The sequence below is a fragment of the Gemmatimonadaceae bacterium genome, from assembly GCA_036496605.1.
Taxonomy (GTDB): Bacteria; Gemmatimonadota; Gemmatimonadetes; order Gemmatimonadales; family Gemmatimonadaceae; genus AG2.
The window spans coordinates 213,886-232,836 of record DASXKV010000033.1 but is presented as its reverse complement, the minus strand read 5'-3'; the positions used below and the strand labels follow the sequence as shown (position 1 = coordinate 232,836).

The window sequence follows — 18,951 nt, the reverse complement described above, 5'->3', positions numbered from 1 at the left end:
GGGGCTAGGGTCCGGGAGTGAGGGGCGTACGGGACTTCGAACTACTTGAGCCTAACGCGCGACGTGTTGTCCCACGTCGACATATCCGAGATGATGACGCTATCGCCCACGGCGAGGCCGTTGACGACTTCGATCGTGTTCACCGAAGCGCGACCAAGCTTCACGTTCACGCGGTCGGCGTAGCCGGAGCCCTTCTCGACCTTGAATAAGCCGACTGTGCTTTCGGCCTGGCCATACGCGGGTCGACCGACATACAGAGTGTTCTTCAAGCGATCTATCTCGATGGTGCCGTCGACGCTCAGGTCCGAACGAGCGCCCTGCGGCAGCGGGCCGTCGAGGCCGACCTCGACCGTGACGGTTCCCGCCTGCGAAGACGGATCGCTACGGATGACGTGACCCTCGATGGTGCCGTTGTTGTGCAGGTCGATAATGGCGTGCTGGCCAATGGCGACATCCTTTGCTTGCGTCTCGGGAACGCGCAGAACGGCTTTGAGCCGACCAGGCTGAGCGACGCGAGCCAGCTCGATTCCCGAGTTGACCCACTGGCCGAGCTCTAGCTCTGGGTTGCCGAGCGTGAGCAGCTGACCGGATTCGCCGGCCGTCACTCGCATTGACGCGACGCGATTGCGTTGCTCCTGAAGAATCTGCTTGAGGCCGTCGATCTGCTGCGTTTGGAGATCGAGTTGCTGCTTCTGCGAGGTCTCCATATCGCTGTAGCGTTGCCGCTCGAGATCTAGCCGGCGCTTGAGCTCGTTCACCTTGTCGCGCGCAGAGGCGACCTCGTTCTTGCCGGCAAGACCCTTCTTGTCGAGTGAATCCTCGACCGCCACCTGACGAACCGCGTCCTGGTACAATGTGACGAGCTGGGCGACGGCGCCCTCCTCCGTCATGAGACCTTGCGTAAGACTGGTCTTGAGCTGAGCGAGCGCGGTGTACGCCTGCGTGAGCTGCTGCTGATACTGGAGCGTCTGCAAATCGAGGTCGGGATTGCTCAGCGTCAGGATCGTCTCGTCGGGCGTTACCGAAACGCCCGGCCGAACGGGAAGCGTCTCGACGCGTCCGCTGGTGATGGCGACGATGATTCGGATGTGCTCGGGGAGCAGCGTCCCGGGGGCATTCACGGAACGAACCATCTCGCCGCGCTTCACCGTGTCGATCCAGAGGGTCGCGCGCTCCACGGGAGGGGCCGCGGGCCTGAGGCGACTGATAAAGGCCGAGATGGCAAGCACGCCGAGGATGGCAACGCCGCCGGCGATGTACTTCTTGGTCTTTTTCGGTGGCTCGCGCTTGATATCCAACGGAGTCCTCTAGAGCTGAGATGCGAGTAGTGTGGGCATAAAGCCAGCACGCCGTAAGGGAAGGAGCATGCCTACTTCAATATATGCCTAACTGCGTGCGCAGCATCGCCTTTGATGAATCAATCAGGCTTCTCCGCGCTCCTCCCTGGCCGTCTGTGGGATTTCCTGTCCCACAATCGAACAGTGGCCTTCCCGCATCAGCCGCAGCGTCGCGACGCGTTTCCGCACAAGACCTCTGTTTGACAACCGAATCCGACAATAGGTTGTTGGTAGACGCCGTCGTCCGTTTGACGGCGAATTGCTATTCGGACAATTGATTGCCTGGGTTTCAGGACGCGCGGTCGCGCGTTCTGATGGGTCTAATGGCGAGTGCGCCAAGCGCGCATTCAGGAGGGTTCCGCCGATGGCATTCCTCCGGACTGTTTTAGGGTCGGTCGTGCTCGTTGGGCTGGGTGCCGCCTGGTTACAGGCGCAATCGACGCGCGGCCGTGTGATTGTGGCACCGCAAGGGCGACCGCGCATCGCGACCATCGCGCCTCCCCCGCCTCCTCCCGTGCGCGTTGTCGACTACGGGCCGACGGTTTTCGCGAATGACGAGCGGATCATTCTCCCCGATGGCCGGATCCTCATCGACCTCGGAAACGGACTCCAGGAAGTTGCCAGCGGCTGCGTCTACGCGTATGGCTACGGATGCTTGAGCTACGGTTATCCGACTGTGTCGTACACGACGATCTATTACACGGCGCCCGCGTACGTCGTACCTGTCTATCCGCCTGTCGTCTACACGACGCCCGTGTATCCAGAGGCCGGCTATTCGCCGAGATGTTACGGGTGTTTCGATCCATCACGGACATCGGTGAGGTCGTACCCGATCCCAACGCCCCGTGCAGCGCGCGCGGCGCCGGCAAGGGCGGCCCCGCCCAGGACACTCGTCCCGGTGTATCCGCGACGCTGAGCGCGCTCGACGGCGATGAGTGGCGACCGCGTGGTAGGCACCTGACGATCCGTGCTTTTCTCGCGTCGATCGTTGTCGGCAGCGTCGGCGTCGGTGTCGCGGTGTCTTCCGCTGCGGCCCAGGCAAAGGATTCGGTCGCACGCGCGGATTCGATTCCACACCGCACCGATACGACGCGCACGCCACTGCGCTTCTGCGCGGGCGGCGATGTCACGTTAGGTACCAACCTCGACACGACCTGGGCGAAAACCGCTGCGCTCAAACTCCGCGCGGACTTCGGCCTGAGTAGCGATCCCGAGGCGCTCGTGGCGCCGGTCAAGCCGTTGTTTGCGGATGCCGACGTCGTGTTGATCAACGTCGAAGGAGCAATCGGCGCCGGTACCGCACCGCGCAAATGTCCGAAGCGCGCTCAGAACTGCTTCGCCTTTCGCCAGCCGATCGCTACGGCGCTCGCGCTGCGGAGTCTCGCCGATTCTGCGGTCATCGTGGGGAACGTGGCGAACAATCATTCCCGCGACGCGGGCGATGACGGCTTTCTCGTATCGCTCGCGCATCTCGCGCGCGCCGGTGTCGTCGTGACCGGCGCCGACACGCTCGCGACGCCGGTGATTACGCGACGCGGCGACACGATCGCGGTGCTCGGTTTCTACACTTCCTCCGACGGTCCCGATGCCCGAGACGTGGACGCGGTGCGACGGTACGTCCGACGCGCCGTCGATCGCTGGGGCACCGTGATCGTCACGATGCATCTGGGCGCCGAAGGGCAAACGGCGCAGCGCACGCGTGATTCGACGGAGTTGTTTCTGGGCACGATCGATCGGGGCAATCCGGTCGCGTTCGCGAATGCCGCGCTCGAGAGTGGCGCGACGATGGTGATCGGGCACGGGCCGCACGTGCTGCGGGCGGCGGAGTGGCGGGACGATCGACTGGTCCTGTATTCGTTAGGCAACCTGCTGACGTACGGGCCATTCCGGCTCGTCGAGCCGATGAACCGCGGCGCGGTTGCGTGCGCCGACATCGATTCCGCGCGTCACGTGCGAGCCGCGTGGCTGCGGCCGACGATGCAGCTCGCGCCCGGTGTGCTCCGCGTCGACACGCTGGCGCGAGCGACGGTGCTCGTCGACTCGCTCAGCGCGCTCGACTTTCCGACGACAGGTGTGCTTGTTGGGGTCGATGGCGTACTGCGCCGCCGGCCAGTGGCCGACTCGGTGAGTACGCCGCCGCGACCGGTCAGCGTTCCGGCGCCGCGAGGCCTCCCGCCGACGCCGGGGACTCGGCGAGCAGCGGAATACGCTCCACACCGCGCCAGATCTTGATTCGTGGCGCAGGAGCCCTGTTTAGCGGACTCTCAATTACGTGACCGGCGACGCTGCTCGCGTGGACGAAGCGTCCGCCGCCGACGTAGATCCCGATGTGGGTGATGCTCGCCTTGTCGGTGCTCGCAAACGTGAGAAGATCACCAGGGCGCAGAAGCGACGTGTCGCGCTCGACGGGCATGCCTGCCGTGGCCTGCGCTTTCGCGGTGCGAGGCAGGATCATCGAGAATCGCGCCATCACGTATTGAATCAGACCACTGCAGTCGAAGCCGCGTTGCGGCGTGTCTCCGCCGTGACGGTATCGCGTGCCGACCTGCGCGCGCGCGAGCGCGACGACAGAATCGCGGAGGGACATCGCCGACGCGGACATGCCCTGGAGCACCGGAATCGGTGCCTGCGAGGACGCCGGAACAGCGGAAGCGGCGCACATCACGGCGACGACCAAGACGATCCTTCGCCAGGGGCGTAGAATCGAGTCGCGGCGCACTGTGAGTAGCTTCATGCGTCACCTCAGACGATTGATGGCACCGCGCTGAAGACGAGCGATCAGCGACAGCGGAACGTGCGGCCCAACCTGCGTTCGTATCGCAGATCGGGCTGTGACTCTCCTCACTCCTCAACGAATGCCAAGCAACTTGTGCGTTTGAAGGCTGAGCCGCCAACGCGGGTGTTGCTGACAGTACCGAACGGCTGCACTTGTATTATCGGCCAGTGCCGGGCCGTCCATAGGCTGTAGAAAAAAGTGCTGGAATTCCAGTGTCGCGAATCTTTCCGGTTCAGCGCCTACTTGTGGATAGACAAGCTTCAGCTCATTTCCGTTGCATAGTATCAATTCCGCACTGGCTTTCGGACTGACACAGATCCAGTCGACACCCGCTGGTGGAAGCCTCGTGCCGTTCGTCTCGATCGCTACCCGAAAGCCGCGATCGTGCAGCGCACAAACTAATGGTTCATCGAGCTGCAGCAGAGGCTCTCCTCCTGTGCAGACGACAAAGCGGTGATCCCGGTTGCACTCCGCGGGCCAACATCGCTCGATCGCATCGGCCAAGTCGTCTGCGCTGGCAAATCGTCCGCCATCGATCGACACACCGACGAAGTCAGTATCGCAAAAGGAGCACGTCGCCGTTGCGCGATCCTGCTCGCGACCCGTCCACAGATTGCAACCGGAGAAGCGACAGAACACGGCGGCGCGACCCGTGTGAAATCCCTCGCCCTGCAGCGTGAAGAATATTTCCTTGACGGTGTAGTTAGGCATATCGCGCGGGGTCCTTCGCGCCGACGGCCGCAAATGCCGCGAGGCGCAGCTGACATGCGTCGCAGCGCCCGCATGCTTCGCCAGTCGGCGATGGATCGTAACAGCTGGTCGTCATGCCATAGTCTACGCCGAGACGCATGCCGAGCTCGATGATCTCCCGCTTCGTGCGATCGATAAGGGGCGCGCGAATGCGAACGGGCGTCGTTCCCTCGACCGCGCCGCGCGTTGCGAGATTCGCCATGTGCTCATACGCGGCAACGTACTCCGGACGACAATCGGGATAGCCCGAATAGTCCACCGCGTTCACGCCAATGAATATGTCAGACGCGCCGAGAACCTCCGACCACGCCAGCGCATACGACAAAAAGATCGTATTCCGCGCCGGGACGTACGTGATGGGAATTCCATGGCGTACGTCGTCGAGCGGGCGGTCTTTTGGCACCGCAGTGTCGCTCGTGAGGGCAGAACCGCCAAAGGTGCGCAAATCGATGTCGACGAAGATGTGATGGCGCACGCCGAATTCGCGCGCGACGCGGCGCGCCGCGTCGATCTCGACGACGTGGCGCTGGCCATAGCGAAACGTCATCGCATGTACGACGAATCCTTCCCCAACCGCGAACGCGAGGAGCGTCGTCGAATCGAGGCCTCCGCTCAGTAGTACGACGGCGGGCGCACCCGATGCGCGAGCCGCGACATCACTCATCGAAGCGCCTGATCGAAATCCTCGATCAAATCGTCCGCATTCTCGAGACCAACGGAGAGCCGGAGCAGATTCTCCGGCGCGCGCGTTCCGGGGCCTTCCACCGAGGCGCGATGCTCGATGAGGCTCTCCGTTCCACCAAGGCTCGTCGCGCGAGTGATGATCCTGAGGCGGCCGGTAACGGACATTGTCTCATCGCGTCCACCACGCACCTGGAGCGACAGCATGCCGCCAAAGCCGCCACGCATTTGCCGCGACGCGACGTCGTACGCCGGATGCGTCCGCAACCCCGGATAGTGCACGGTCTCGATGCGGTCGTGACTCGTTAGGTAGTGCGCGAGCTTCTCGGCATTCGACGAATGCGCTCGCATGCGCCAGGGGAGCGTGCGAATGCCGCGCATGGTGAGCCAGCACTCGAACGGCGAGGGCACCGCGCCGACCGTCGTCTGGATTGCGCGCAACCGTTGCGCGGGCGCGCCGTCTGCACGCCACACGAGCGCTCCCCCGAGTACGTCGCTGTGTCCGCCGAGGTACTTGGTCGTCGCATGCATCGCGACGTCGGCACCCAGCGCGAGCGGCTGTTGCAGGACCGGTGAGGCCCACGTGTTGTCGACGACACAGAGCGCCGATTGAGAATGTGCGATCTCGGCGATGCGAGCGATGTCGACGACGCGCAGCAGAGGGTTAGATGGCGTCTCGACCCAGATGAGCCGCGTCGTCGAACGAAGCGCGTCCTGCACGCAGCGCGGGTCGGTCATGTCGACGAGGCTCATCTCGAGCTTCCACGGCCCGAAGATGTCGCGCATCAGCTTCGTCGTGCCGAAATACGCGTCATCGGGCGCGATGACGTGGGCGCCGGACTCGAGCGATTGTAGAATCGCGGCTGTTGCCGCCGAGCCCGACGCGAAGCACGCCGCGCCCGCGCCGCCTTCGAGACGCGCCAGACATTCCTCGAGCGCTGTACGATTCGGGTTTGCGTAACGCGAGTACACCAGTCCACCGCGATACTGTCCGTCGGCTTCACGCTCGAAGGTCGTCGACAGGTGAATCGGCGGCGTCACGGCCGCGGTCGCGGGATCGGGCGAATGTCCAGCGTGAACGGCGAGCGTTTCGATGCGCATGGTGAGGCAGCTTAGAGGCTCAGGTGAAAGAGGGGCTAGGGGCTAGAGACTAGGGGCTAGAGCTTCAAGGCGTAAAGCCTACCCTCTATGCCCTCGACCCCAGCCCCTCATGTCGTCAGCGCTTTGGAAGGGACGAACGTTGACCTAGCGTGGTCCTGTTGTCATCGACGCAGGATCGGATGGCCATTCCCTCAGCAAGCTAGACCGTTCCCCCATCAGTCGTGCCCCCAATGATACGTCAGATTTCATCGTTTATTCGCGCCGTGGCAGTCGTCGCGGCCGTGCCCTCGATGCTCGCGGCGCAAGAAGCAACACTGCCGCTGAAACACACTCCCCAGCCCACCTCGGCGGAGATCTCAGCAAAGGATCTCATGACCCGTCTCTACATCTTTGCCGACGACTCGATGATGGGTCGCGAGACGGGTACGCGCGGACATTTGATGTCGACTGCGTACATCGCGAACGAGCTCGCGCGGCTCGGTCTCAAGCCAGCAGGCGACAACGGCACCTTCTTCCAGAACGTGCCGATGATTCGTCGGGCGTTCAACGAGAAGTCGACGATCACCGTCGGCGGCACGACGTTGCACGGCGGAACCGACTTTATTGCCAGTGTGCCCAACGGCGCTCTGCCATCGTTCGGCGCCGTAGATGTCGTTTTCGGCGGGCGGCCCGGCGATGGCAGTGCTCCACTGTCGCCGGAAGAGGTTCGTGGAAAGCTGCTCCTGCAATTCCCGGCTGAGCGCGGCGCCGGCCGCGGTGGATTCGGCGGACGGGGCGGACGTGGCGGCGGAGCTGTCGTCGTTGGAACCATCGAAGAGATCACGCCGCAGACCATCCATCTCGCCGAGCATCCGCGAGATGGACAGGTGACACTCAAGACGCCACCCTCCAACAGCCCTCCGGGTTTTGTGACGCTCACGCTCACTCCGGCCGCAGGGCAAACGTTACTCGGTGTGGACCCAACGTCGGCGTCGAAGGGTCAGGCGGGCAAGAGCGCGACCCTTCACCTCGTATTCGATGAAGAGCCGGCTCCGGCTCGCAATGTCGTCGCGATCATTCCCGGATCCGACGGGAAGCTCAAGAACGAGTATGTCGCGCTCGGCGCGCACAACGATCACATCGGCGTGTCACCGACCGGTCCCGTGGATCACGATTCACTGCACGTTTTCAGACAGGCGCAGTTCGCGATCAACGGTCTTGTGCGGCGCGGACAACAGCCGTCGGTCGAGCAGCAGGGAGAGTTAAACGCGATCCACGTCAACTTCGACAGCTTGCGCAAAGTCGATCCCGTTAGGCTCGACTCGATCCGGAATGGCGCCGACGACGACGGTTCGGGGTCGGTGACGTTACTCGAGATCGCCGAGGCCTTCGCGAAGGCACCGCAGAAGCCGAAGCGGTCATTGCTCTTCGTGTGGCATACTGGAGAAGAGAAGGGTCTGCTCGGCTCGCGCTGGGTCACCGATCACCTTCCGGTGCCGAAGGACTCGATCGTCGCGCAGCTGAACATGGACATGGTTGGACGCGGCTCGGCGCGCGACATTCCCGGTGGCAGCGAGCAGTATCTGCAGCTCGTCGGATCGCGCCGGCTCTCGACGGAGCTCGGAGACATCGTCGAGCAGGTGAACAAGACGGAAAAGATGCCTTTCGCGTTCGATTATCAGTACGATGCGAACGGCGATACGGAGAACATCTACTGCCGCAGCGACCATTATAACTACGCACGGTTAGGCATCCCGGTGGTCTTCTTCACGACCGGCCTTCACGGCGACTATCACCAGGTGACGGACGAGCCGCAGTACATCGACTATCCGCACATGGCGCGTGTGGGACAGCTCGTGCACGACATTGCGGTGACGGTTGGGGATCTCGATCATCGGCCGCTGGTGGATAAGCCGAAGCCGGACCCGAATGGACGGTGCCAGCAATAGAAGGGGCCAGGGCTATGGAAGAGGGGCCCCGAGCCCCTCTTCCATAGCCCCTCTCGTTAGGCCACCTTCAGCACTCCCACCACCTTCTTCAACTGCGTCGACCCCTCGAGCAGGACGTTGCTCGCTGAGCTCATTTGCTCGCAGGCGGCGCTCTGCTCCTGGGTCGACGCGTTGACCTGCTCGGCGGCGGTGGCGTGGCTCTCGGCCGTGCGGGCGACGCTCTCGATGCTGCGCGCGGCTTCGTGCACGGCACGCAGGTTGGTGTCGGCCGCCTCCGAGACGCCCTCGGCAGCGACGCGCGTTCGCTCGGCGGCGCTCGTTATGCTTCGCAGCGCTTCCTCGATCGTGGTGGAGAGATGCTCGATCTCGACGACACGCGCGGCGCCGACCTGCATCGCTCGTGCGCCAGCGCTCACGCGCTCGGTGACAATTTGCGTAACCTCGAGGATGTCGTCGGTGGCGCGCTGCGCCTGCGCGGCGAGCTTGCGGACTTCGTCAGCGACGACAGCGAAACCACGTCCGTGCGGCCCGGCGCGCGCCGCTTCGATCGCGGCGTTGAGGGCGAGCAGATTCGTCTGATCGGCAATCTTCGCCACCATCGACACGAAGCGATGGATCTCGGCGGCGGTGGAGTTCAGCGCCACGACCTCCGCGGCCGCGTGCTCGACACTCTGCTTGACGTCGCGGAGCATGCCGACCGACCGCTGCACCTCTTGCCGCTTCTCGGAAGCCGAGCTCTCGATTTCCCGTGCGAGGTCGTTCACCTCGCTCGAACGGAATCGGACGCCGTCGGCGGAATCACGAATCTCCGAGAGGGATTCGTCGATCGCGCGGAGCTGCTGCACTTGCGTCTCGGCGCCATGGGAAACGTCGGTCATCGCACTCGCCATCTGTCCCGCCGACAGCGAAATCTGCTCGGAGACGGAGGCGAGATCGTGCGCGGACGTGGCAACGTTCTGCGCCGTCTGCGCGGCGACCGTGACGATGCGAGCGAGTGAATCGCCAGTCTGATTCATCGCGTGCGCGAGGATCTCGAATTCACCGGGCAGGTCGCCGCGGCTGCGAATCGTCAAGTCTCCTTCGCTCAGGCGCTGCGCCTGGTGGACGAGCATCGCGAGCGGTTGGCCGATCGACGACACCGTGACGACGACGACGCCAACGGCGATGATCACGGCGCCGACGATGAGCCCGAGGAGGGTTGCGGCCCGCTGTCGAGTATCATCGGAAAGCCGCACCGCGGCATTCGTGACGCGCTGCGCCTTGACGAGGCCCAACTTGTCGATGTCGGCGAGGAGCTCGTCGATGTCGTTCTGCGCGCCGTTGGCGACGCGCCGCGCTTCCTCGATGCGTCCGATGTCGACGAGACGATGAGCGCGTGCATAACGGATCTCCATCGCCGACAACTTCGCGTCGATGAGTGCGACGATCGCGACCTCGTCGGCCGTACGATCGGGGCGCGCGTTGATGGCGCGCTGAATGTCGTGCGCATTCCAACCGTGCTGGCGGAACGTCATCTCTGCATCCGGATCCCGCGTGTCGATATACCGAGTGCCGGCTTGGAGAGTTTTCGCGGCGTCGCTCGAGATCTGCGAGGCGAGGCGCGAGTCCGTTTGCACATCGCGGAGTGTCGCCGTGATCTCCCGCGACATCGTGCTCAACGTCCGCCAGCCGACGGCGCCGGCAACGACCAGTAATGCGACGACCACGAATGAGCCGATCCAGAGACGACCGCGGATCGTTTGCGTGCTTGCCGCGGCGCGTTCGATGACGGTGAAACGAACGGCGCGAGAAAACGGTGCAAAGTTCACTGTCCTTCCTCGACCGTCAGCGAACCGTTCCGAATCCGAGTCATCACGATCGTTTTTCCTACCGGGTCGCCGTCTGCGGAGAACGCGATCGTTCCAGTAACGCCGCGAAATCCGCCGCGAGCACCGAGCTCGGCAAGATAATCACGGACACGACTTCGATTCGATCCCGCTCGTGCTGCGACGTCGGTGAGAAGCATCGTCGCGTCGTAAGCGAGAGCGGCGTTGCCGTCTGGCGTGATTCCGTAGCGCCGGCGAAACCTCTCGACAAAGCGGCGCGCCTCTACTCGATTGTCTTCGGCGGTGAATGGCGCTCCAACGTAGACGCCGTCGGCGAGCGTCGTGTCCGACGCGAGCACGCTCCATCCGTCGCCCCCGACCAGGTCCGCGCGAAGTGCCTGACGACGCGCTTCGCGAAGGAAAGCGAGTCCGCTTGCTCCGGTGCCGGCAACGAACACGACATCGGGTACTTGTCGCTTGAAGTATGTAACGAAGGGCTCGAAGTCCTGTGCACTGCCTTCGGCGATCGGGTCCGCGCTGACGATCTCACCCTTGAAGCCGCGCACGAACGCGTCGGTGAGTCCGCGGCCGTACGCATTGTTCTCGTAGAGAATCGCGGCACGACGACGACCTCGTCGCAGCACGAATCGCGCGATCTCGAGACCATTCATCGAATCACTCGAGATGACGCGAAAGGTCCAGGGCGAGATGCCGGTGAGTGCGGGTGTCGAGGCCGTTGTCGCGACGGCAGCCAGTTGCCCGTCGTAGACGCGAGCGGCGGCAACCATCGCGCCCGAATTCACGTGACCGATTACCGCGACGATGTCGCGGCGATTGACGAACTCCTGCGCGATCGCGGCGCCACGCATGCCGTCGCCACCGTCGTCGCGGAAGATGACCTGTACATGTGGCGCGGCGGAGCGGGCGTTGAGCTCGTCGACGGCGAGCTCGATGCCGCGTCGATTCATCGCGCCGTATTCCTCGGTCCACGGACCTGCCGCGCCGAGAACGATCGGCGCGTTGGTGGTGATTCGACAGGCGAGGACGAACGCGGCGACCGAGCCGGCGATGAGCAGTCGCTTATGCATCAATCGGCAGGAGGGAGAAGCAGCTGCGTCGCCGCGTTGAAAGACGAATTCATGCGAGCGGCGCAACTGCTTGACTGCGTTACTGCTGGAAGGGCGACTGCCGAAAGACGCGACTACCGAAAGGGCATTGTTCGTCAGCCGCTGCGGCGCTCCGTTGTGCTCCCGGCCTTCGCTCCTGCGGGCAGTTCCTTGTCGAAACCGAGGCTTCGATTCAGGAACTCGATCGTGCGCTTCCACGCTTGAGTCGCGTCGGTGCGGCTGTAGACCGTCGGCCGCGTGTCGTTGAAGAACGCGTGCTGGGCCTCGTAGTAATACGACTCGACGTGCTTTCCCGCCTGCTCGATCTGCCTAACGAGCTCGCGCGCTTTGTCCTCCGGCGTGTGGCTGTCGTGCAGCGCGAAATGCGCGAGCACGGGGGCATCGAGCCGCTCGAGCCTCAACGTGACCTTTGGATGGACGCCGTAGAAGTCGACCGCGGCGGCGATGCGCTCGGGATATTCGCAGGCAGCGTACAACGCGAGCTGCCCGCCCATGCAGAAGCCGACCACGCCGAGCTGCTTTGGCGAAACGCCCTCGGTCGCGATGAGCGCGTCGGCGGCGCCGCGAAGGTCCTTCGCCGTCTCGGCGATGTTCAGTGCCATCATCAGCTTTCCCGCATCGTCGGGGCTCTTCGTCTTCTCACCGTGGTACAGATCGGGCGCAAGCGCGAAGAAGCCCTCGGCGGCGAAGCGGTCAGTGACGTCTTTGATGTGGTCGACCAGTCCCCAGTACTCCTGCATGACCAGTACGCCGTGGCCCCGCGCCGAAGTTGGCCGAGCGAGATAGCCGCTCGCGGTGCGTCCATTGGCCTTGAATTCCATCATCGTGCCTGGCATCGCGCTGCTCCGAATTTGGGGGAAAGAAACGGTCAGCGGCCGCGCGGCTGCTGCTGCGTGAGGCAGTGCAGCGTGCCGAATCCCCAAACGAGATCCACAGCGTGAATGCCAACGACCTGGCGGTTGGGAAAAAGCGTGGCGAGGGCGTTGAGCGCAACCCGATCACTCGGATCGTTGAACGTGGGGACGAGCACGGCGCCATTCGCGATATAGAAGTTCGCGTAACTCGCCGGTAATCGCTCGTCCCGCATCGTCACCGCGCGCGGGAACGGGAGTTTCACGACTTTGAAAACCCCGTCGGTGGCGCCCGCGAGCTCCAGTCGCTCCATGTTGTCCACCGAGCGACGATGATTCTCCTCGTCGCTCGGATCTTCCTCGTACGCGAGCACGATGATGCCGGGCGCGACAAAGCGCGCCACGTCATCGACGTGCCCGTGCGTGTCGTCACCCACGCACCCCTCGCCAAGCCAGATCGTTTGCCGAATGCCCAGATACTCGCTGAAGGCGGCCTCGTACCCTTCGCGCGTGAGTCCGGGATTGCGCTGCTGTACCGTCGAGAGCAGGCACTCCTCGGTCACGAGCAAAGTGCCCTCACCGTCTGCATCGATCGCGCCGCCCTCGAGCACGATGCGGGCGCCCGTGTCCTCACGCACGGGTTCGATGCGCGGCAGGCCGCTGATCGCCGCAACCGCCTCACCAACGCGAGCGTCGCGAGCGAAGTTGTCGTACTTGGCCCAGGCATTGAAGAGCCAGTTCACGAGTGTGACCGTACCGCGGTCATCGAGCACAGCCGTCGGCGCCGAGTCGCGGAGCCACACTCGGTCGTTAGGCACGACGTGCAAGCGATAGTTTCCCTCTACGCCGTGCGCGCGGAGGTGCGATTCCGCCGTCGCGCGTCCGTCCTCGTCGTGGCAGAGGATCTCGACGCGCTCGAAGGTGTGGAGAACGCGAACGATCTCGGCATACACCCACGGAATGGGCGCAAGTTTACCCGGCCAGTCCGGCTCGTGATGTGGCCACGCGATCCAGGTCGCCTCGTGCGGTTCCCACTCGGCGGGCATTCGTAGCGCGGAGCGTAGACCGTTGCGGGCCGAGCGTGTCGCTCTGGACGCAGCGCGTGGCTCGGGCTCGATGCGACGGGCGCTCGTGGTGCGCGCTTCTACGTCGCTTGTTGGCCCGATCACTCCCCCGCCGGTTGAGTCTTCAGTCGTCACGCCCCACGCTCCGCGCGCAACGCTCTATGCCGAGCCGAGGTATCGGCTCAGGATCGGTGCGTACGCATCGATCCGCCGGTCGCGGAGGAAAGGCCAGTTGCGCCGCGTGTCCTCGATGAGGCGCGGATCGCACTTGGCGACGAGGACGGCCGGTTCGATATCCGCTTGGGCAAGGACCCGGCCGAACGGGTCGCAGATGAAGGAATGGCCGAAGAATTCGAGGCCATTCGTCCCGGGCTCCGCCTCGAAGCCCACGCGATTCGGCGACGCGACGAAAACGCCGTTGGCGATCGCGTGCGAGCGCTGGATGGTTCGCCAGGCCTCGACTTCCGCCTGCCCGAACTCTGCCTTCTCCGCCGGATGCCAGCCAATCGCCGTGGGGTACAGCAGCACTTCGGCACCGAGGAGACTCGTTATGCGAGCCGCCTCGGGATACCACTGATCCCAGCAGATCAGCACGCCGATATCCGCATAACGAGTGCGCCAGACGCGAAAGCCACTCGCCTGCTTTGCGACGTCGGCGATGCGGTCGATGTGGTCGTCGTCGGCCGCGTCACCGGGCGTGAAATAGTATTTCTCGTTGAAGAGCGGATCGTCCGGGATGTGCATCTTGCGATACACACCAAGGAGCGATCCGTCGGCGTCGATGATCGCGGCCGAGTTGCGATAGACGCCGCGCGCCTGTCGCTCGAAGAGTGGCACGACGAGAACGATCGCCAGCTCGCGAGCAACCTTCTGCATCACCTCCGTCGTCGGACCCGGAATCGGCTCGGCGATGTCGAAGCGCTCGCAGCGCTGCGATTTGCAGAAGTACGGCGCGTTGAACAACTCCTTGAGACAAACGACCTGCGCGCCGCGCGCAGCTGCCTCACGAATGCGTGGGATCGTGGCGTCGATCGTTGCCTGACGATCGTCCGTAGCGGCATCCTGGATGATGCCGACGGTAAATGGCTCGATTCTCATAACGTTGTGAAAGCTGTCCGAGCCGGGAATCAAGGGGTAGGGGCTAACTACTGATCGGGGCTGTCGATTATGCCGATCACCACGTCCATGACGTTCGTGCCGGTCGCACCGGGAGAATAGAGTGCGTTGATCGCAGCGAGCACACCATTCGACGCGTGCTGCGCAAGCGCCGTCGTCGCATCGAGACCGGCATTCTGAATCGCGGTCCACGTCGTCGCGTCGACGAATGCCCCGGCGGCATCCGTCGTCCCATCGCGTCCGTCGGTGCCGGCAGCAAGCAGCGCGATTCCACGCGCACGCTCGCCGGCCTCATGTAAAGTGCGGGCGACCGCGAGTGCGAGCTCCTGACAGCGTCCGCCCGGCGGGACAGAAGTGGGGGTCGCGCCACGACGTGCAGATGCTGCGCGTAAGGTGACGGTCGTCTCTCCACCCCAGATTGCGACTCGCGGAGCGTGCGTTCCTGCCGGCGGCGCGCCCTTGGCGCGAAGCTCGAGGAGCCACCGCGCAATCGCCTCGCCGGCGGGCGCGGCTTCGCCGACCAGCGGCGCGTCGACGACGTAGACAGCGGCAGCGCCTAACGACCGCGCCCGCTCGGCGGCTGCATCCAGAGCGCCACGATTGTTCGCGATGACACGTGCGGTTCCATGCGCGAAGGCCGGGTGACCGGCCTTCGGTGTCTCCGGCTCCGCGCCGCGCGAGACGTCGTTCACATAACGGCGGAACGACTTCGGAATGCGGTCGAGTAGCTTGGCGTCCTCGAGAATCTCGATGACGTCATCGGCCGTCGAGGGATCGGGCACGCTCGGCCCCGAGCCGATGGTCGCGAGATCGTCACCGGGGACGTCGGATACGGCGAGGCAGTGCGCGGCCGCGGGGGAGATAGCGAGCGCGAGGCGGCCGCCGCCCCATCGCGTGAAGCGACGTCGGACGGCGTTGACCGCGCCGATGTCCAGGCCAGAAGCCAGCAGCACCTCGAAGAGGTCGGTGACCTCGCCTTCGGTCATGCCGCGAAGGGGTCCGGCGATGAGGCTCGACGCGCCACCACTCACGAGAACGAGTGCGACGTCCTCGCTTTTCATGCGCGACGCGACCTCGCCGATTCGCTGGGCGGCGGCAAAGGATCGAGCTCCAGGCGCAGGATGATCGCCAGGCATGACAACGAGCGTGCCATACGGAGCGGGCGCTTCGTTAGGCGCCACGATCAAGCCGCCGACGATCTGGTTGAGTGCGCGCTGGAGCGATGCGACGGCTGCGGCCGCCATCGCGTGCGCCGCCTTGCCAAACGAGAAGATCCACACCGGCCGTTCGCGTGCGATGCCGAGCGCCTCGACGCCGCGCGTCGTCACGGGGCCGGTCGCCGCGCCCGCGACGGCCGCGTCGTAGAGTTGGATCAGCAGGTTACGAGGAATAGCCACGTGACAGAGAGTGTGCGGCAATGCAAAACCGCCGGTGGCAGACGCACCGGCGGTTCGTCGCGTAACCGCTAATGAACTGGCTTACTTCGTGGCTCCAGTCACCGTCGTGCCGACCGAGCGAGCCACTGCCTTGGCAAGATCCGCGTACTCCTGCTGCGAGAGAACATTCACGGGAACTTGCTTGAAAACGATGCGCCCGTCAGGTCCGATGACGAAGAGATTCCGCGTATCGAGGTCGCCGCGGGTCGAGCCATATAGCTTTCCAACTTTCTGACCCGGATCACTGCCAAACAGCACGGGGAAGCTCGATTCGCGAGCCCAGTTCGCGAGCGTAGTGTCGGGATCGACACTCACACCCAGAACGACGACTTTCTTGCCGTTGTTGAAGAGCGTGGCGTACTGATCACGGTACGCCTCCATCTGGATCGTTCAGCCTTTGGTCCGCGCCTTAAAGAAGAACGCGAGCACGACGGTCTGTCCGCGAAAGTCCGCGAGCCGAATGGAGTCACGCAGCAGACCGAAGCGGGTGGCGCCGGTGATGGCAAAGTCGGGCGCCATCGTACCGACTTCCGGCGTTGGTGTCGCCGGTGCAGCCGGCTGTTGTGCAGCGGCCCGCGAGGTTGCCGTTAGGGTCAGCGTAAGGCCGAGAACAACGGCGCTCACATGGGATACTGCCCGTTGGTTCATTGAACGCTCCGGTCGAGAAGGGGTGAAAATCGCGCGAGCCGCGCCGCCTGACAATGTAGTCTGCCATATCCCGCATCGAGGACACGAGGGCGTCCTCCAGCGGGACACCACCAATGATTAACCCATCCGTCGGCTGCTTAACTCCCGGAATAAGCCCTGCCCTCTGAATCTCGGACGGCGAACCAAGGGGGGGAGAAATGTTCAACCACGCGAGGATGTGGCTGCTCCTGTCGGCATCGGCGATGGCTATCAGCCTTGTCGCGTGCGGGGGCAGCAAGGGGAGCGCGGCAGACGATGCGCTGAAAAACGACCTCAATCTGGCGTCCCAGGTCCAGGCGTATCAGCCGCAGCAGTTCATGTCGCCAACGGAGCAGGGGATGAATCCGTACGCCGCGAATCCCAATGGGTATCCGACGGCGAATGCGCCATATGGCTATCCGCAGCAGGTTCAGACGGTTGCCCGGTCGCCATATCCGGCGGCGACTCGGCGGTCATCGACCGGCGTGTCGCGCTCGTCGGGATCCTCGGGCACGTACTCGCGGCAGCCGGCGGAGCCGGTTCGCAACACCAAGCGTGACGCCGTGATTGGCGCGGCCGCAGGTGCCGTCCTCGGTGCCGGCACGAGCCGCGACAAGCTCAAGGGCGCTATCATCGGGGCGGCGGCTGGGGGCATCCTCGGGGGCATCATCGGCCACACCGTGGACGTCAAGAATCCTTAGCGAATTCGCGCGTCCCGAGCGCTAGGTATAAAGCGCTAGACGGGTTGAGCCTCGCCGCAGTCCGCGGCGGGGCTCTTGTCTGTAGGGTGACGTGTGTGCGGCTTGCCCCGTCAACTGGTTAGCGGTCACGCCTTCGTGCCGCTACACCGGAGAGCGAGTCGAAATGATCCCCTCGCAGGTCGCGCAGCAACTGGACGAGATTCTCGACCAACTCGTGAAAAATATCGAGGGCGCGGTTCACGCCTTCTATCGCGGGGACGTCAAGCAGAACACGGGACAGGTCCGCAGCGACCAGTTCCGGAAGGTTGCCCGTGAATCGCTCCTGTCGATGCTCGGCGGATCGATGACGCCTCGACCCGGCACGACGCTCGGCGCGTTAGGCGGAGGGTCCAGCGGCAATGCCGCTCTGCTCGCGCCTGACGAAATCGCGGCAATCACGCGTTGCATCATGGGCTGGCTTCCGATGGGAGTTCCAAACGCGGCGAGCCCGCAGTCTCGTTGCGTGCCGGCGGCAAAGGAGCTCGCCCCGAGTTGGGGCGAGCGAGAGAAAGCGCGGACGTCGCTGAAGCGCGCCGCGGGCTGAGAGGGCGGAGGGTAGAGGGTAGAGAGTAGAGGGTCTACCCTCTGCCGTCCACTCTCTGCCCTCTCATCGGCCGTATTCGTCGCGCACCCAGTTGCGCCAGACGCGCTCGAATTCCTTGTCGTTCTGCGGCACGTGCCGCGCATCGTTGATGACGTCTCGCGTCGTCCGGCCGGCGAGGAACGCATCGGCGAGCCGGCCAACGACGCGCGGTCCCTCACGCTCGACCAGAAAGAGTGTCAGGCCCACGCCCTCGGCGCCGATGATCGTGCGTTGCTCGCGCGACGCAGCGATGGTATCGACGACACCCGCGTTAGGCGGTCGCATGTCGAGGAGCGTGGCCACCGGCGGCGCGTCGCCGAGGTGATCCTTCAGGTAGTCCATGATGCGATCGGGAGCGCCCGGGTCGCTGAGCAGCGCGACAACGGCGTCCACGAACCAGATGGGTAGCGGATCCGTGTGATAGTCGCCCGCGTGCGTGGTGGTCTCGATGGCGGGCGGAAGATGTCGCCGCGCCGAGATATAGGCGGTGAGCAACTCACGCGCGACGCGCGAGGACACGGGCCAGATCTCGTCTTCTGGCGTGTCAGGCGCGACGCCCTCGATGTCTCGCAGGCTATGCGGACGGACGTAGACGAACGTGTGAATTCGTCGTTTGGCGAACAGTCCGGCATCGCCGGGAGAGATCGCGAACGCACTATCGGCAACGACGAGCACCATCGGCGGTCCCTCGACACCGAAGTGCTTGCTGAACTCTCGATAGGCGCGATTCATCTGTTGCTCGGCCACACTCACCGAGAGCGCCGTTGGCCCATAGATCTCGTACTCATCGCCACGGTAGACGTGGACGCGCGTGTCGGAGAAGGTGGTCGTGGAGTCGCCAATCGCGTTCGCGACGAGCGTTGGGCGATACACGTATTTGCGCAGGAAGCACCCGGAGAGCGTGGCCGTTAGGCAGAGCGCGGCAGCCGCGAACCGGAGTGCGTACCCGCCCGCACGGTACGTCATGGGGCGCCGCGCGGCGGGTTGCGA

At 64.3% G+C, this 18,951-nt stretch carries 19 protein-coding genes; 5 read left to right on the top strand and 14 right to left on the bottom strand.

Going from position 1 to position 18,951, the window contains the following annotated elements; all coding sequences use genetic code 11:
* Positions 1-41: 41 nt before the first annotated feature.
* A complete protein-coding gene (locus VGH98_13070) occupies positions 42-1,298 on the bottom strand; it encodes an HlyD family efflux transporter periplasmic adaptor subunit (protein HEY2376903.1) in 1,257 nt (418 codons plus the stop codon).
* A gap of 403 nt (positions 1,299-1,701) precedes the next feature.
* Between VGH98_13070 and VGH98_13065 the strand changes: the two genes are divergently transcribed.
* Together VGH98_13065 and VGH98_13060 are read left to right on the top strand one after the other, a co-directional pair.
* Positions 1,702-2,253, top strand: coding sequence for a hypothetical protein (locus VGH98_13065; protein ID HEY2376902.1), 552 nt, complete (start codon positions 1,702-1,704; stop codon positions 2,251-2,253).
* Between the two features lie 101 nt (positions 2,254-2,354).
* Entirely contained in the window at positions 2,355-3,569 is a 1,215-nt protein-coding gene (locus VGH98_13060) for a CapA family protein (protein HEY2376901.1), read from the top strand.
* Here VGH98_13060 and VGH98_13055 read toward each other — a convergent pair.
* The 4 genes from VGH98_13055 to VGH98_13040 form a co-directional block, all read right to left on the bottom strand.
* Positions 3,484-4,071, bottom strand: a complete 588-nt coding sequence (locus VGH98_13055; protein ID HEY2376900.1) for a C40 family peptidase — start codon at positions 4,069-4,071, stop codon at positions 3,484-3,486. The two genes, VGH98_13060 and VGH98_13055, sit on opposite strands and share 86 nt — an antisense overlap.
* Before the next feature lie 114 nt (positions 4,072-4,185).
* Positions 4,186-4,824, bottom strand: coding sequence for a 7-carboxy-7-deazaguanine synthase (queE, locus tag VGH98_13050; protein HEY2376899.1), 639 nt, complete (start codon positions 4,822-4,824; stop codon positions 4,186-4,188).
* Positions 4,817-5,527, bottom strand: coding sequence for a 7-cyano-7-deazaguanine synthase QueC (gene queC, locus VGH98_13045; GenBank protein ID HEY2376898.1), 711 nt, complete (start codon positions 5,525-5,527; stop codon positions 4,817-4,819). The genes queE and queC overlap by 8 nt, the downstream gene beginning before the upstream one ends.
* Positions 5,524-6,645 carry a PLP-dependent transferase gene (locus tag VGH98_13040; protein HEY2376897.1) on the bottom strand — a complete coding sequence of 374 codons (1,122 nt, stop codon included), beginning with the start codon at positions 6,643-6,645 and terminating at the stop codon, positions 5,524-5,526. The genes queC and VGH98_13040 overlap by 4 nt, the downstream gene beginning before the upstream one ends.
* Before the next feature lie 230 nt (positions 6,646-6,875).
* On the opposite strand from VGH98_13040, the gene VGH98_13035 reads away from it, so the two are divergent.
* On the top strand, positions 6,876-8,573 hold the full coding sequence (locus tag VGH98_13035) for a M28 family peptidase (protein ID HEY2376896.1): 1,698 nt from the start codon (positions 6,876-6,878) through the stop codon (positions 8,571-8,573).
* Between the two features lie 56 nt (positions 8,574-8,629).
* Here VGH98_13035 and VGH98_13030 read toward each other — a convergent pair whose 3' ends face one another.
* The 8 genes from VGH98_13030 to VGH98_12995 form a co-directional block, all read right to left on the bottom strand.
* Complete coding sequence (locus VGH98_13030) at positions 8,630-10,381, bottom strand: methyl-accepting chemotaxis protein (GenBank protein ID HEY2376895.1); 1,752 nt, start codon at positions 10,379-10,381, stop codon at positions 8,630-8,632.
* A complete protein-coding gene (locus VGH98_13025; protein ID HEY2376894.1) occupies positions 10,378-11,466 on the bottom strand; it encodes an ABC transporter substrate-binding protein in 1,089 nt (362 codons plus the stop codon). Before VGH98_13025 ends, VGH98_13030 begins: the two co-directional genes overlap by 4 nt.
* A 134-nt stretch (positions 11,467-11,600) precedes the next feature.
* Complete coding sequence (locus tag VGH98_13020; GenBank protein HEY2376893.1) at positions 11,601-12,341, bottom strand: dienelactone hydrolase family protein; 741 nt, start codon at positions 12,339-12,341, stop codon at positions 11,601-11,603.
* A gap of 32 nt (positions 12,342-12,373) precedes the next feature.
* Positions 12,374-13,402, bottom strand: a complete 1,029-nt coding sequence (locus tag VGH98_13015) for an agmatine deiminase family protein (protein HEY2376892.1) — start codon at positions 13,400-13,402, stop codon at positions 12,374-12,376.
* A 177-nt stretch (positions 13,403-13,579) separates the two neighbouring features.
* Positions 13,580-14,518, bottom strand: a complete 939-nt coding sequence (locus VGH98_13010; GenBank protein HEY2376891.1) for a carbon-nitrogen hydrolase — start codon at positions 14,516-14,518, stop codon at positions 13,580-13,582.
* 47 nt (positions 14,519-14,565) lie between these two features.
* Positions 14,566-15,933, bottom strand: a complete 1,368-nt coding sequence (locus tag VGH98_13005) for a DUF4147 domain-containing protein (protein ID HEY2376890.1) — start codon at positions 15,931-15,933, stop codon at positions 14,566-14,568.
* Between the two features lie 81 nt (positions 15,934-16,014).
* A complete protein-coding gene (locus VGH98_13000) occupies positions 16,015-16,353 on the bottom strand; it encodes a redoxin domain-containing protein (protein HEY2376889.1) in 339 nt (112 codons plus the stop codon).
* 9 nt (positions 16,354-16,362) lie between these two features.
* The gene (locus VGH98_12995) at positions 16,363-16,620 is read right to left on the bottom strand and encodes a hypothetical protein (GenBank protein ID HEY2376888.1); all 258 of its coding nucleotides are present in this window, start codon (positions 16,618-16,620) and stop codon (positions 16,363-16,365) included.
* 242 nt (positions 16,621-16,862) lie between these two features.
* Here VGH98_12995 and VGH98_12990 point away from each other — a divergent pair, with 242 nt between their 5' ends.
* Both VGH98_12990 and VGH98_12985 read left to right on the top strand, forming a co-directional pair.
* Positions 16,863-17,339 (top strand): YMGG-like glycine zipper-containing protein, encoded by a 477-nt coding sequence (locus VGH98_12990; GenBank protein HEY2376887.1) that lies wholly within the window; start codon positions 16,863-16,865, stop codon positions 17,337-17,339.
* 163 nt (positions 17,340-17,502) lie between these two features.
* Positions 17,503-17,922: a hypothetical protein gene (locus VGH98_12985; protein ID HEY2376886.1), complete on the top strand. Its 420-nt coding sequence runs from the start codon at positions 17,503-17,505 to the stop codon at positions 17,920-17,922.
* A gap of 63 nt (positions 17,923-17,985) precedes the next feature.
* Here the strand turns inward: VGH98_12985 and VGH98_12980 are convergent, their stop codons facing one another.
* On the bottom strand, positions 17,986-18,927 hold the full coding sequence (locus VGH98_12980; protein HEY2376885.1) for a hypothetical protein: 942 nt from the start codon (positions 18,925-18,927) through the stop codon (positions 17,986-17,988).
* Between the last annotated feature and the right edge of the window lie 24 nt (positions 18,928-18,951).

Bases quoted from the DNA above. Each gene is read 5' to 3' on its own strand.
- VGH98_13065 (HEY2376902.1), top strand. From the start codon at position 1,702: ATGGCATTCCTCCGGACTGTTTTAGGGTCGGTCGTGCTCGTTGGGCTG.
- VGH98_13025 (HEY2376894.1), bottom strand. From the start codon at position 11,466: ATGCATAAGCGACTGCTCATCGCCGGCTCGGTCGCCGCGTTCGTCCTC.
- queC (HEY2376898.1), bottom strand. From the start codon at position 5,527: ATGAGTGATGTCGCGGCTCGCGCATCGGGTGCGCCCGCCGTCGTACTA.
- VGH98_12990 (HEY2376887.1), top strand. From the start codon at position 16,863: ATGGCTATCAGCCTTGTCGCGTGCGGGGGCAGCAAGGGGAGCGCGGCA.
- VGH98_13020 (HEY2376893.1), bottom strand. From the start codon at position 12,341: ATGCCAGGCACGATGATGGAATTCAAGGCCAATGGACGCACCGCGAGC.
- VGH98_13035 (HEY2376896.1), top strand. From the start codon at position 6,876: ATGATACGTCAGATTTCATCGTTTATTCGCGCCGTGGCAGTCGTCGCG.
- VGH98_13015 (HEY2376892.1), bottom strand. From the start codon at position 13,402: ATGCCCGCCGAGTGGGAACCGCACGAGGCGACCTGGATCGCGTGGCCA.
- VGH98_13000 (HEY2376889.1), bottom strand. From the start codon at position 16,353: ATGGAGGCGTACCGTGATCAGTACGCCACGCTCTTCAACAACGGCAAG.
- VGH98_13010 (HEY2376891.1), bottom strand. From the start codon at position 14,518: ATGAGAATCGAGCCATTTACCGTCGGCATCATCCAGGATGCCGCTACG.
- VGH98_12995 (HEY2376888.1), bottom strand. From the start codon at position 16,620: ATGAACCAACGGGCAGTATCCCATGTGAGCGCCGTTGTTCTCGGCCTT.
- queE (HEY2376899.1), bottom strand. From the start codon at position 4,824: ATGCCTAACTACACCGTCAAGGAAATATTCTTCACGCTGCAGGGCGAG.
- VGH98_13055 (HEY2376900.1), bottom strand. From the start codon at position 4,071: ATGAAGCTACTCACAGTGCGCCGCGACTCGATTCTACGCCCCTGGCGA.
- VGH98_13040 (HEY2376897.1), bottom strand. From the start codon at position 6,645: ATGCGCATCGAAACGCTCGCCGTTCACGCTGGACATTCGCCCGATCCC.
- VGH98_12985 (HEY2376886.1), top strand. From the start codon at position 17,503: ATGATCCCCTCGCAGGTCGCGCAGCAACTGGACGAGATTCTCGACCAA.
- VGH98_12980 (HEY2376885.1), bottom strand. From the start codon at position 18,927: ATGACGTACCGTGCGGGCGGGTACGCACTCCGGTTCGCGGCTGCCGCG.